This is a genomic window from Microbulbifer mixtoriginis (SeqCode) (genome assembly GCF_052467945.1).
Genome location: NZ_CP174328.1, coordinates 1,326,779 through 1,339,713, shown reverse-complemented (window position 1 = coordinate 1,339,713; position 12,935 = coordinate 1,326,779). Strand labels below are relative to the sequence as shown.

Below are 12,935 nucleotides of genomic sequence, written 5' to 3'. Positions count from 1 at the left end.
AGTTCAGATAGAGTTTTATGATGAATATTAATCAAACTATGCTATGAGACATAGTTAACTAGCAGCTATCAAATTATCCCAATAATCTGCGCTGTTATCTGTCCAAAAGAAGCGATCTGGATTCGATTGGCTTCGTGCATATGTATAATCTTTAACCACTCTTTTATTAAATAAGAGTTTTACTGACTTTAATTCATTATGTATCCTATAATCAGACGAATCTGGACTTGAGCATAATTTGTTATAAAATATAGACTCAAAGACTTCTAAGTCTCCATCAATAATTTTAATTTCGGAGCTATCTGACTCACCAATGATTGAGGTTTGATCAACCTCCACAACACTATTCTCATTCCACAATCTTATATAGTTACTCGCTTTAAAAGTGGAGGAGATATCACACAACAACGTATTCTCAGAGGTTAGTAAACTATCATTACACCTTTCACCAAGTAATTTCTTAATAAAACCATGTAACTTATATATATTTCCGTTGATTAATATTTGGTTTGCAGTATATACGGCAGGCCTGTAGCTATCTTGGACATTAAGGTGAGCAAAGCAATCATGAAAACCACCTTCGTCTGACGTCAATAGCCAAACATCATTATAGCTGAGTATCTTATCCAAATTAGGAGGGTCAAAAGGTCGCTGTGAACAAAATACAAAATCAGTAAAGTTTCTGCCGGTACAGACGGAGTATAAAACTTTCCCGTAGCTAAAATGGTTAATTTCAAATAAAAGCATCTCAATTAAAGATTTGCTTATCTCATTGTTTTTTGGGGAAACACGTATCCGATTTGTAATAACATTTGTCAACTTAAAGTCTCCTTGTCAAGCTGATATAAAACGACTAAAAAAACGGCAAGGCTTAACAAGGCTAAGTAGCCAATCAACGTGACCGATTCTTAACCTTGTACCGAGAATGCCTCGTGGTACGCAACCTCTCCCTGCGGAAAACTGCTACCAAATGACAGTGCCAGGAAGTACTCAGCTGGAACCCCTGGCAAAACCAATCCATCGATCACCTTGAAGCCAAAGCGCCCATAGTAATTAGGGTCCCCAAGTACTACACAACCCTCTGCCCCCTTTTCTTTAAGGTTTGCAAGAGCTTTCTCCATAAGCTTCGAGCCAACTCCCCTTTCTTGATACTCTGGCAATACTGAGATCGGCCCAAGTCCAAACCAGTTGGTCGAGCTATCAGAAATGTTTACTGGTGAAATGGCAACGTGACCTACAATTTCTCCATCTGACTCAGCCACCAGAGATAAAGATAATGCACCTGCCTTGCGAAGACCCTCCACAATAAGCTGCTCAGTGTGATTAGTATGTGGAGCATCCCGAAATGCTAGGGCTGTAACTCGGTGGATTGCCTCAACATCTCCACCACTTTCATTACGAATTTCAATATTCAATTTATGATCTCTTAAAGAGGTTAACAGTTAATTCAAAAATAGCTGTTCTATATTATGCATCTTTAAATTTACAAAATTTATCATACCTACTATACAAAGAACACAACCCAGGCCCCAACCTTACCTTCCGGCTTTAAGCCACTTTCCAAGCGAACTCATCAAGGAATGCCCACCGCAGTTTGAGCACCGGTAGAAAAGAAAGAGATTGATCAAAAATACCGAAACGGTAAAAAATAACAACTGGGGATAATATTTCGGTTACAGAAGAGGAGGCAAAATGGGCAAATCTTTAAAGAAGAAAGAGTATGCTTTTTTGCTCTTGTTTTTGTCCGAGCTTCTTATAAATTCTTGAATTAAGCCAGGCGGCATTTTCCATTTTTACATTTCTCCCCATTAAAATCTCTCTCCTTGATATAGCCACTCACTGCCTCCTGTTCCTTATCGATTATTTTGTTCACCACGATTGCAAAAGGGCTACAGGATATTCTGATCCATCTCCACACTTGACCATAAGTGAGTTCCGGCAAAAATCAGAAATAGGTGTAAAGCTTCCATTGGATAAGTAGCTCTGCGGGCCTCCCAACCACAAACACGTCATATGGCGCGAAAAAGGTCAATCATCGATTTGATTTGCCCTGACATTTGAATAGGCTAAGATGGTGGAAGCATTGCGGATTGTATTGCATTTGTCGTGTTTTTTAATATCTCTCTAGCTTTCGCCCCCGAAAGTGAGTGCGCAGTCAAGATAGGTCACTGGCATTTATGATATGCCCAATCATGCCGATTCGATGTATAACGAATAAGGCAATTTGCGTCTGCGCAAGCTATTTTAGCTGCGCTTAATACCCAAATAAAAATAATTTATTTACGACGCAATATTAATGACTGAGCTGGTTACTTGCTTGCAGACAGCTCCCAGAAAAAAGACGTTAAAATATACACACCCACAGGTGGAAATATAAATATCTCAACATTTGGTACCGACTGCAAGGAAGACTTTAAAAGCATACGAAGCATTTAAAATTAAACTGACAGTTAGAATACAGCCATATAAGAAGGCGCTTATGTTTACACAAAATTCTCCACTGACGAAGAAAATACTTGTTGGTGCTCATAATTGGGAATGGATACCTATCTTAGTAGCACGTGTGTCATTGGGGTTATTCTTCTCAGTATCTGGGTATAACAAGCTATTTGTACCTGAGAGACATGCAGACCTAATAAATTTAATGAAAGAAATAGGAGTGCCCTTTCATGAGCTTATGGCTATATTTTTAGCTTCTGTAGAATTTTTTGGTGGCTTACTATTAATAGCAGGGCTTTTTTCTACAATTGTTGCGATTATACTAATTATCGTAATGATTGTTGCTATCACCACTGTTGAAATTGAGCATGTCATCCCCAAAGGCATAGGGCCATTGGATTGGCTAAGCTGGTTTATTTACCTACCCCAAGTTTTATATATTATTTTATTTGTATGGTTAATAACTACAGGTCCTGGTCGATTTAGCTTAGATTACCTAATCGCTGATAAGCTAGGCATTAATAACCACAATTAAAGAAGTTGAACTGCTGTCATAGTTAGTACAGTTATTTCTTCAATCTTAATCCGAATCTGGCAACCCTATTGAAAACATATACCCCTAGACACCTACAAAACAGAAGTACAATTCATCTAGACTAACAGTTAAAAAGAATACTTAGAAAAATTAAAAATCAACCAGCCAACTTTACATCCTTTAATATGAAATTCGAGTACCCTGAATAAATTGAAAAGCCCCCAAGCTTTAAGAGCCTATTGCCCGCCTTCCCCATTAAAGCCCATCACTTACTCTGCCGCCAGGCACCAGGCATCGCTCACAATGCTTCCCCACCGGGAAACACCCCGAATTGATCTTCAATAAAGATAAACAGGTTGAACTTGATTAGACTGCAAGATGCATCAAGTCTGGATTGTCGAACTAACTTGCTAAGTAATACACAGCTATAGCTATTAGCTGTCTTTTTTATTTATTGTTACCAGCCACAGTGCCTGAAAAATTATTGTAGTATTTAAACTCAAGTAAATTGCCCGCCGGATCTTTAACCACAAATTTACCAGCCTCACTTTCAGAATCCTCACCTCTCACTAGTGGTTCCAGTACAAATGGGATCGAATTGTCTTTGAGTAAAGCTAATATTTCACTCCACTGTTTTTTCTCTAGTAATGGGCCAAAGTGATCTATAGGCTTGGCTACCATTCCATCCTTTTCTTGATGTATAGTAATTTGATGTCCATAGAATATTATATCAATCCATTCTCCTGTATCTCGGCCTACAGCACAGCCAAGTAGGTTTACGTAGAACTCCCTTGCCTTTTCTAGGTTTGGAACAACGAACGATAGATGAAACGGCTTGATATCTAGCACTCCTTTCACAAAGATACAGTCGAAGTAACCATTGGCTACCCACCAGCAAAGTATAAACTACCAAGACTATTGACTGAAGAAGAAAGTTAAACGAAGCATGAAGAACCAGCTAACCAAGTTAGTTCGAGATAAAAGAGTAAAATATATTCATTACTCTGGAAAAAATCCCTAGAAGCTGTTTCATAACTTCTTTAACGTAATTAACATGCAGGCAATATAGAAAAAAGCTCTGTATGAAGATAAGTAGCGATCCCACCTGACGACTAAACGACGGTAGTTCCCTAGCCATGCAAAAGTTCGCTCAACTTTCCAACGTCGCACATATCTCCTAAGCTTTCTGCCATCTTGTTTCGAAGGTTTTCTTCTATTCCTACGGTGAGGGCAAATCAGGTCAATTTCACGGCGGGCCAAACTATGGCGTAGTGGATCAGAATCTGCAGCCTTGTCGTACACTAGTCGTCGAATTTTTGTATTTTTATAGGTAACATCGAGTAGTGGATGTAATAAATTTACTTCTGCTGGTGAGGCCGAAGTAACGGTGCCTCCCAATGGAATACCTTCGCCATCGACCACCACCATCCACTTTGTACCCTTGCCCCGCTTAGTTTTTCCGACTTCTGCTCCCCTTTTTTTGCTGAAGCAAAGCTACCATCCGAAAAGACTTCTTCCCAATTAAGCAGGGATCTTTGATCAAGCTGTCCGAGAAATTTTCTCCAAGCCTCCAACCAAGCGCCTTGCTCTTCCCAAAACTGGAGCCTTCTCCAGCAAGTACTCGGCGAAGGGTAAGATGGGGGGAGATCCTTCCATCGTGCTCCTGAGCGCAAAATCCACAAGATACCTTCAAAACATGCACGGTTATCAATGGGTTTGGGACCTCCTTTTCCACGTTTTAGCTGGGGAAGGCAAGGCTCAATCAATTTCCACTGAGCGTCGGTTAATTCTGACTTAAATCTACTCACACTTACTGGTCTTATCATTCCATGAGGTCGCAAGAATAACTGATTTCAAGTTATGAAACAGCTTCTAATCACTAGGACCTAACACCCACCTTTAACAAGTCGAGACTCTCTACCTTATGTTCACCAAACTGAGACTACAGGCACCACTTATTACCAAGCTTCCCCAGCTCAGAATACTTACCTTGATCTTGAGTGTCAGCAGAAAACGAGCCGATTAACCATTAGCGCTCAACCGTCCAAAACTAAGAATTATTTACAGTGTCTCAGTCACCGTGCAGGAAGTGAAAAACGATCAAGTAGTTATGGACTTCCAAGCCCTAGACCTCACTCTATCCACCGAGAAGAGATCTACCACCTTAGGCAGTCGAACATCCATTAGCGTCACTAACTCATAAAAACTTTCAGCTCTTAAAAATATCCATCTCTTGACTGTTTGACGATGCAGCATAAGAGATGAAATTACGCCTATAAAATCCATCCGCTCAATCAGATTTCACAATCATGTTTTCCGAACTAAATTCGAATATTTTACTGAGCGCAGGTGGAAAGTGTGTAACATTGCCTCAAACATTGACCAGAAAAATCACTCTGACGTAGATATATAGATTAATTTTAACTGCTTTTAGGCAGCCGATTATGAGATTTAGTCTAAACTAATCCAGATTAGAATGACCCACTTTCACTATCAGATAAGTCGTAGTTGGTAAAGGGCGAGGTAAATCCGTTTAAGCTTGCCATAGCACTCAGGGGATTCAAAATGGAAAATCAGCACACCGTAAAAAGTACCCGATTTTGGCTATGGATTTCGATTCTTATCTTTGCCGCTTCCAACTCTGTTGTTGCGAAAATTGGGGAGCTCGGTGCCCATCATCTCATTAATGGAAACAATCCCATATCATTTTGCAACCTTTTGTTCGCAGGAAATCTCTTGGCGGGTATCACCCTTTTGATAATCTATAGGAAAGATTGGCGCCTCAGCATCTTAAAACAGTACCCTTTCAAGGACTGGTTTTACATGTTTGTGCTCATCTTGATGTCTGGTGTTCTTGCCCCAGCTTTCTTTTTTATTGCTCTAATGATCACAGAGGTGACCAATGTCGTTTTAATCGCAACTTTAGATGCTCCCTTAGGACTCTTATTTGCTTTTTTAATGTTCCGGGAGAAGCCAACAGGGTTCTCAATAGTGGGTGCCCTTGTGGTAACGGTTGGTGTTATTGCAATTTTTGTGCTACATCAACCTCCGATGGAAGATCCAATGAGCATGAAAATGCTGAATCTTGGAAATCCAGCAATGAACCAATTCCTAGAAACCCTCCCCAAAGCTGGAGAAATTTTAACCGCTGTAGCAACACTCTTAGGCGTCATTGCCGTTCAGGTCAGTCGGAAACTGCTTGATCGCGTCCCTATTGGCGTCTTTTCAGTTTTCCGCATGCTTGCAGGTGTGATCCTCTTCTCCGTCATTGTCCTCTCTGTATTTGGAGCCAACCACTTTAACGACCTCCTTTCCCCATTCCTCTGGGTGTGGATGCTTGTATATGGAGCGGTCATTATTGTTTTTGGGCAGATCACCTGGTTTAAAGGGCTCCAAGGAGGGGCCAGCTCTGCCGACATCTCTATCGCTACCGCCATCACCCCCGTAGCAGGCACTTTCTTCGCCTTCGTTATCCTTCAAGAGATTCCAAACTTTGCTCAAATTATTGGAGGAATTATTATCATGGCCGGAATAGGAATCTCACTACTCGGTCAATATCGTGAACAAAAAGCCGTCGAAATGAAGTATGAAAAGCCATGCTCATTTAAGGGTGTATAAATCAGTATTTTACTGATCACATTTTATATTTAATTTAGAGTTACAGGTTTAAGTTAAATCTATCATTAAAATAACACCTTAAGCTAGATCATTAGCTTACGTTTTCAAAAAACAGGGTTCAGAAGCATAGGGAATTTAATTGACGGATATGCTGATTAAAGGTTATTCAAGTATTTGACTTTCAATTCTTTTTAAATCTGCATGAAAAGCCGCCTCCATCTCTTCAAAAAAATCGTCAGAGGCTTCTTTATCTTTATTTTTGATTTTTTCCATCATTTTTTCCCGCCAAGCTTCAACACTTGCTTGAGATCTATATACCCTTTCAAAATATGGCTTAAGAGCATTTATTTTAACTCCAGCAACCAGCATATCTCTTTCAGACCTGGCGTTATGAAACTCCAGGACAGCTTTCCTTATACCTTTATATGCTTTTTTACGCTCTTCTAGCTCTTTCATAAGGAGCTCTTGCCTTACCAATAATTTTGCCTTTTTTATATCATTATCATATGAAGCATTTAAAAGTAAATATTGGGATACACCCGTTAAGAAAGCCCCAGCGAAAGCGGAGAGTAAAATAACTTTCCACTCTACTTTAACTTTCGACATAGATTTAACCTTAAAATATAATGTTTTAATGAAAAATACTCAGAACAATGAAAAGCCCAACGTAAAACGTAAAGCCCTTCAACTAGCGCATATTTAAACCTAAAATCTAAATCCATTATAACATATAAAAAAGAACCATTTGAAACCAAGGTCTTTTAGTCACCCCAAATTTGCCAGATTAAACTGTAGTTAAAGGCTTCCTTATTAAAATTTACATGCACCCAAAATGCGTATTTAACTGTATTACTTGTCTAAGCAGGGATATATGGCGATCTTGTAAAAATTATTCTACTCAGGCCAGGCTTCATAATTAGATTAAGTACCGAACCGTCGACCCAATGCTTTGATCACATGCTTAAATCTGAAGCCAGCTGAGCCAGAGATACTTTAATCATTCTCTAGCGGAATACTTGCATATAGATTATTGAGTTAAGATAAGAATTAAACTAATTGTTAGAGAGAGAATCCACGTCCCCTAAATTCCTTCTCATCTACCACAAAGATGATTTATATGGAGATCAAAAATTGATCGATTGTAGGGCTTGTAGAGAGTGAACCTAGCTTCAATCATCGTAATAAAATCAAGACAATTTTCGAGCTATTACTCGATGGCTAATAAAATTACCCTTGTCAAACTTGCCAAAATCCATGATCAACAGCGCCATTGATATAAATAGCGAATATCCCTTTACCAGGTATCTCTAATAGTGGAACCGCAATCTTTGCCCCTTGAGCTTTAATAAAGCTTATGGCTTTTTCTATGTCCTCAACAAGCCAATATGGGCGAACTACGAGCTCTTCTGACTCTCGTAAAGGTCGAAGCACATCGACGATACTGCCATCTTTTAAGCTACATGTTCGAGCTCCACCGAGAAGTTCATCAGCATCATCAAATCAGACATTATGAGCAGCTTCGTATGCTGCACATACTTTATCTACATTTAGAGTAACAATTTCTAAATGGTGTATTTTCATAATTCTCAATTAGTAGATTGAATTACAAATTCTTCAGATATGGTTACTGAATATGATGATATTACTCTTTGATTTTTTACAGGGTGATTCCGACATTTCTTTTAATTTATCCAAGCCATTTCAGTTGATTGCCCAAGCGACTTCTGTCGAGCCTTCTACTTTAATTCTACTGTGCGAAACAAAACTACAAGAATCTTCATGAGTTTCTGGGATTACCCCCCCTATTATTAGAATAGGCATTAAGAATATACCTATCGTAGCAGTGGGAGCATTATCCATAAGAAGCTTTCCCATATTTGATTACACATGAATACGATAAAGAAAGATTAAGTCAACTTTCATATTATCCTTATACCTGATGACGGCAATTTACCCCCTCTCTATCCTTCTTTTAAGAGGGGGTAAAATATTTCTACAACTTGACTGCCTGCTGGGGCTTTACGGCGAGATCATTATAGAAACTCATGACCTGCTTACCATTTTTATCCTGCTCAATAACCATATAGGTCAAAGTATTCTCGAAATAGAAACTATTCTCAGACATTGGAATAATTTCGTATTTTGGACCACCACTTCGTTGAGAATAAAAAATTCCATCTTCCAAAGATAATGTCCTAACGGAATTTTCATCAATCTTATAGCTACCCAGAAGCCCTTTAACTTTACTTTCATCTAATTCGACTGATTTAAACTTCGGCACAGGTATATCAAGAACTTCAGCTGCTAATAACTTACTAATTAAACTTGGGTTACGGCTACTTAGATTACTTAAGGCGGCAATGTACAAATCTTCAGATGGAATATAAAATGCATCAGTAGTAAAACCTGGTATACCACCACTGTGTGCTACCATGTCATATTCATTAAGTTTTCCGATGCCCAACCCATAGCCATAATTTGACATAGAATCATCATTCAACTTGAACGGTTCAATCATTTTCTGATAACTTTCTTTGGAAAGTACCTCGCCATCTCGTAAAGCTTTGAACCATATATCCAGATCTGTCACAGTAGATAAAAGTGCTCCAGCAGCATGAGGCCACATCATATCGATATACGTAGCATTAACTACGCCATCAGGTGATGTATCATAACCATTAGCCCTATTTGGGATAACTTTGGAACCACCATAGTAGCTAGATTTCATACCGACTTTCTTAAAAATATTTTCATCGATAAAATCAGCATATGATTGCCCACTAGCAACTTCAATAATTTTTCCCAAAAGAACATAACCCGTATTCGAATAACGCATCTGCTCGCCTGGCTTAAATTTCATCGGGTGCTTGGCAAATCGAATTAGCATATCGTCAATGGTTGTCGGCAACCGTATTTCTTTAGCAAAAATCTCCTCATCTTCAGTGTAATTAGCAATACCAGAAGTGTGAGTTAAAAGATGCTCAATGGTTACATCACTCCCTTCAGTTGGAAAATCAGGTGCATATTTATGAATATTATCCGTTAGTGAAAGCTTACCTTGTTCCTGCAACATCATTATTGCTGCTGCAGTAAACTGTTTAGTGATAGAACCCAAGCGAAATACACTATTAGCTGTCAAAGGTATATTGTGCTCTAGATTTGCGAGGCCATGAGCTCCCTGGAAAATCACCTTTCCTTTTTTACTGATAATAACGGCGACACCAGGCTCATCTATTTTAACGTTTTCCACCAAAATTTCTTTGTAACGCCTCTGCCTATCCTCTATCACATCAGCAAAAGACACATTTAAATTCAACATCAGTAGAAATATGCCAAGTATTAATCTTTTCATTTTACCCCTATCCTTTTGTAACGAATTTGCACAAAGAAGCTTCTCAAAAATCGAATATAACATTGATTTTATTTTTTATTAAAAAATTATTCCAATTTTCACTTTAAGTAACTGCTATCTTTACAGTTTACTTAATCAAAACTATCAATTTAAGAAGAGCAATTTTCCGAATCAGTATATGATAGGGTGAGACGTTGAGTAGTCCGGGTTTACTCTGAAGTAAAATTGATACTATAGTCTTACTTGCCATCTTCTAGGTTAGATTTTTGTACCAGATATATTGAGCTGTTCTGCTGTAGTGAGGATTACCATTCATGGCCAGGCAAACTCCGTAGTCCAATTAAACTTGCAAGAGTTTCTTTGCTACTCTTTTCCATTTAAGTACATCTACCGTCTAAGGGACCACCACGCTCCTCCAGTAAGCCCCCTCATCGCAGAGCCCACTTACAGCTTTATCATCAGTGGGAAGTTAAGATTTTAATACTAACTCTCAGAACCAGCTACATCCAAAACATTAAAACATACGTCTCACCTACAATACTAGGTGCTAAAAGTAGCTGATTAGAGACAGATGCCCTCAGCCAAAGTAGTCCTATAAATTATTATGTGACCACTCTCCTAATAAATTTAGAAAAACTCATCACGGTACTCCATCTACTCTTTATAACAATCATGCCTTATCAGTTAGAAACTGCAATTCTCAAACTTACACTGCGATTACCTGACAGTCCCGTGAATTGTTTTATTGCAAACAATATCATCACTTACGTTACTTCTTCTAGGCTTAAGCCCAAAGAGTCTACGAGTTACGTTGAATGGATATACAACTAACAAGCATATAGCTGTAGTTATCAAAAAAGAACCAACAGCTAGTACCATAGCTTTATACGTCAAAGACATTGACAAGCTAATTACAAAGTAACCAAGCACAACGATGACCGTTTGGTGAAAAATGTAAAATGGATATATCAGTTCATTACTAAATTTTAGCCATTTAGGGGTGCTTGCTAGGTGGCGCTGAGCATAACCTAACAGGGTCAATAACGCTGACCAGGCGACCAAACAACCTACAAACCACCAAATTGACCAACGAGCTTGCAACGACAAATACTCGCTTAAGTCCGGAGAATAGTAATAAGCATAAAAAATTAATGAGCTGACCAGCAACCACAGAAAGTTTACCTTCCGATACTTCTCTAATGATGCCCAAACCTTCCGAGACTGTATGAAAAACATACCGACAAAGAAGAAATAAAGATAAAACAAAGTGGAAGACAGGTTGCCTATACCATGACCATTATCAGGAAAATATAATTTCAGACCCACTCTGATTACAATCAATACCAAAACTAATCCAAATAGACCACTTGATGTATCCGACAAACACTCTACAAATCCTTTAAATGAATTTGACCATTGTGACCTTAGAAAAAAATAAAACGGTACTGCAAGCAAAGAAAAGAAGACCAAGTACTCAATAAACCATAGATGGTTTGAATCAAACTTAAGAGCAAGCTGAGGAAGGGCCTGCAAAAATGAGTCATATTGGCCAATATCCTCAATATAATTCTGAGGCGGCACAACAATTAACACCCCTACAAGTAAAGGAATAAACAATCTGAAAAATTTATCTCGTAAAAACTGAGATGGATAGACTTTGCGGAGCAACAATACACTTCCTACACCAGCAACAAAAAATAGTGTTGGCAGCCTGAATTGCTCAAAATATACCATAACATCATCAAGCAGCTTGCTAGACTCCGCATTCATGATATGCCATTCATCCCCATTAAATGGCATTAATGCATGGTGTAGGAATACCGCCAAAATCAATATGACTCTCAACCAATCCAGCTCGGAAACCCTGACGTTATTCATACAGCTCTTTCCATGACATTCTAAATTTCAATAGCATATAACTTGCCTACATTCCCTTTTGGCGGCAATAAAAAACAATTTTAGCAGACTTAAGCTTTAACAAAAGCTGCCATAAGGCCGCTATGCATTACTCTTCTTTTCAAGACGCTTCCTATCAAACTCTATCAATTGATAGTTATAACTCTATAAACTATTACACCAAAAGCAGACAACCTAAAGTTAAAAATCACCCACCTCATTGAAATAACATAAATCCTATTCAAAAAAACATATTTTGTTTCCATCTAAACCTCTTACATATGCGGCAAATTTCAAGCCCCGCTGAGCTGGTTTACCCGCACAGGTGCCACCCAATTCAACCGCTTTATCATATAGTCTTACCACCTCTTTCTTTGATTCAGCATTAAATCCAACCATTGTTCCATTTCCATTCGTAGCTTCTTCCCCATCAAAGGGCTCTGCCACCGAAAATGTAAACTCTTTGTACCACCAAAAAGTCATCCTTTCATTAGAGAATAGTTGTTCAAATCTCGTATCTTCAAAAAGTGAATTGTAAAACCTTATTGATGCCTCCAGATCATTACTACCGAGAACCACATAGTTCATCTTCATATCATGACTCCATAAATGTGGCCAACAATATTAAGCACTCAACATAAGAATACATAGATTCTTCACCACAGAGAGGCTGGCTACAAAATATCTACCCACCATGACTTAACCGTCCTTCTCATAATATATCCACAGACAGAAAAAGCCGACCACTGTGCCGACAGGGAAATTGAGTAAGCAGAATATTGAATAAGGGATAGCTATTTTGTATGCCCCTCTATCCTCTTGAATCAGCTTTATACCTGCTGCCAGACCAATAGAATTGATAGACATCAATAACACTAAAAGAACTATGAATGCCCACGATAACAACTCAGGAAATTCACTAAAAAAGAAAAAATAGAAAACAACAAAACCCAAAATATATATTATAAGTGATAGAAAAGCATATATTGATAACGCCCAACCAGCCAACTTTTCTTTGCTGCACATTACAATCTTCCCTTGGTGCCCAGCACCTTATTTATAATCTTTATCTAATACGAGTATCATTTCACCCTC

11 protein-coding genes and 1 pseudogene are annotated in these 12,935 nt (G+C 38.5%); 2 read left to right on the top strand and 10 right to left on the bottom strand.

The features are described from left to right. Nucleotides 1-54: 54 nt before the first annotated feature. Both ACJJIJ_RS05965 and ACJJIJ_RS05960 read right to left on the bottom strand, forming a co-directional pair. A complete protein-coding gene (locus tag ACJJIJ_RS05965; protein WP_444938918.1) occupies nucleotides 55-819 on the bottom strand; it encodes a hypothetical protein in 765 nt (254 codons plus the stop codon). Nucleotides 820-908: 89 nt separating this feature from the next. After that, nucleotides 909-1,415, bottom strand: a complete 507-nt coding sequence (locus ACJJIJ_RS05960) for a GNAT family N-acetyltransferase (protein ID WP_444938917.1) — start codon at nucleotides 1,413-1,415, stop codon at nucleotides 909-911. Nucleotides 1,416-2,479: 1,064 nt separating this feature from the next. Between ACJJIJ_RS05960 and ACJJIJ_RS05955 the strand changes: the two genes are divergently transcribed. After that, nucleotides 2,480-2,974: a DoxX family protein gene (locus ACJJIJ_RS05955; protein ID WP_444904556.1), complete on the top strand. Its 495-nt coding sequence runs from the start codon at nucleotides 2,480-2,482 to the stop codon at nucleotides 2,972-2,974. A 447-nt stretch (nucleotides 2,975-3,421) separates the two neighbouring features. On the opposite strand, the gene ACJJIJ_RS05950 is transcribed toward ACJJIJ_RS05955, so the two are convergent. The 3 genes and pseudogenes from ACJJIJ_RS05950 to ACJJIJ_RS05940 form a co-directional block, all read right to left on the bottom strand. Then, the gene (locus ACJJIJ_RS05950; protein ID WP_444938916.1) at nucleotides 3,422-3,823 is read right to left on the bottom strand and encodes a VOC family protein; all 402 of its coding nucleotides are present in this window, start codon (nucleotides 3,821-3,823) and stop codon (nucleotides 3,422-3,424) included. A gap of 180 nt (nucleotides 3,824-4,003) precedes the next feature. Next, nucleotides 4,004-4,435 (bottom strand): annotated as a pseudogene (locus ACJJIJ_RS05945) (IS5 family transposase); the annotation flags it as partial. Beyond that, the gene (locus ACJJIJ_RS05940; RefSeq protein ID WP_444938915.1) at nucleotides 4,333-4,800 is read right to left on the bottom strand and encodes a transposase; all 468 of its coding nucleotides are present in this window, start codon (nucleotides 4,798-4,800) and stop codon (nucleotides 4,333-4,335) included. The pseudogene ACJJIJ_RS05945 and the gene ACJJIJ_RS05940, both read right to left, overlap by 103 nt. A 739-nt stretch (nucleotides 4,801-5,539) precedes the next feature. Between ACJJIJ_RS05940 and ACJJIJ_RS05935 the strand changes: the two genes are divergently transcribed. Further along, a complete protein-coding gene (locus ACJJIJ_RS05935; protein WP_252085628.1) occupies nucleotides 5,540-6,592 on the top strand; it encodes a DMT family transporter in 1,053 nt (350 codons plus the stop codon). Nucleotides 6,593-6,754: 162 nt separating this feature from the next. Here ACJJIJ_RS05935 and ACJJIJ_RS05930 read toward each other — a convergent pair whose 3' ends face one another. From ACJJIJ_RS05930 to ACJJIJ_RS05910, 5 genes are all read right to left on the bottom strand, one after another. Continuing rightward, the gene (locus ACJJIJ_RS05930; RefSeq protein WP_444904554.1) at nucleotides 6,755-7,198 is read right to left on the bottom strand and encodes a hypothetical protein; all 444 of its coding nucleotides are present in this window, start codon (nucleotides 7,196-7,198) and stop codon (nucleotides 6,755-6,757) included. 1,387 nt (nucleotides 7,199-8,585) lie between these two features. Then, nucleotides 8,586-9,944 (bottom strand): serine hydrolase domain-containing protein, encoded by a 1,359-nt coding sequence (locus ACJJIJ_RS05925; RefSeq protein ID WP_444938914.1) that lies wholly within the window; start codon nucleotides 9,942-9,944, stop codon nucleotides 8,586-8,588. Nucleotides 9,945-10,661: 717 nt separating this feature from the next. Beyond that, a complete protein-coding gene (locus tag ACJJIJ_RS05920) occupies nucleotides 10,662-11,822 on the bottom strand; it encodes an acyltransferase family protein (RefSeq protein ID WP_444938913.1) in 1,161 nt (386 codons plus the stop codon). A 255-nt stretch (nucleotides 11,823-12,077) separates the two neighbouring features. Beyond that, a complete protein-coding gene (locus tag ACJJIJ_RS05915) occupies nucleotides 12,078-12,434 on the bottom strand; it encodes a VOC family protein (protein WP_444938912.1) in 357 nt (118 codons plus the stop codon). A gap of 105 nt (nucleotides 12,435-12,539) precedes the next feature. Then, nucleotides 12,540-12,866 carry a hypothetical protein gene (locus ACJJIJ_RS05910; protein ID WP_252085622.1) on the bottom strand — a complete coding sequence of 109 codons (327 nt, stop codon included), beginning with the start codon at nucleotides 12,864-12,866 and terminating at the stop codon, nucleotides 12,540-12,542. Between the last annotated feature and the right edge of the window lie 69 nt (nucleotides 12,867-12,935).

Coding starts and splice junctions, on each gene's coding strand:
- ACJJIJ_RS05920 (WP_444938913.1), bottom strand. CDS start 11,822: ATGAATAACGTCAGGGTTTCCGAGCTGGATTGGTTGAGAGTCATATTG.
- ACJJIJ_RS05925 (WP_444938914.1), bottom strand. CDS start 9,944: ATGAAAAGATTAATACTTGGCATATTTCTACTGATGTTGAATTTAAAT.
- ACJJIJ_RS05915 (WP_444938912.1), bottom strand. CDS start 12,434: ATGAAGATGAACTATGTGGTTCTCGGTAGTAATGATCTGGAGGCATCA.
- ACJJIJ_RS05955 (WP_444904556.1), top strand. CDS start 2,480: ATGTTTACACAAAATTCTCCACTGACGAAGAAAATACTTGTTGGTGCT.
- ACJJIJ_RS05910 (WP_252085622.1), bottom strand. CDS start 12,866: ATGTGCAGCAAAGAAAAGTTGGCTGGTTGGGCGTTATCAATATATGCT.
- ACJJIJ_RS05930 (WP_444904554.1), bottom strand. CDS start 7,198: ATGTCGAAAGTTAAAGTAGAGTGGAAAGTTATTTTACTCTCCGCTTTC.
- ACJJIJ_RS05940 (WP_444938915.1), bottom strand. CDS start 4,800: ATGATAAGACCAGTAAGTGTGAGTAGATTTAAGTCAGAATTAACCGAC.
- ACJJIJ_RS05935 (WP_252085628.1), top strand. CDS start 5,540: ATGGAAAATCAGCACACCGTAAAAAGTACCCGATTTTGGCTATGGATT.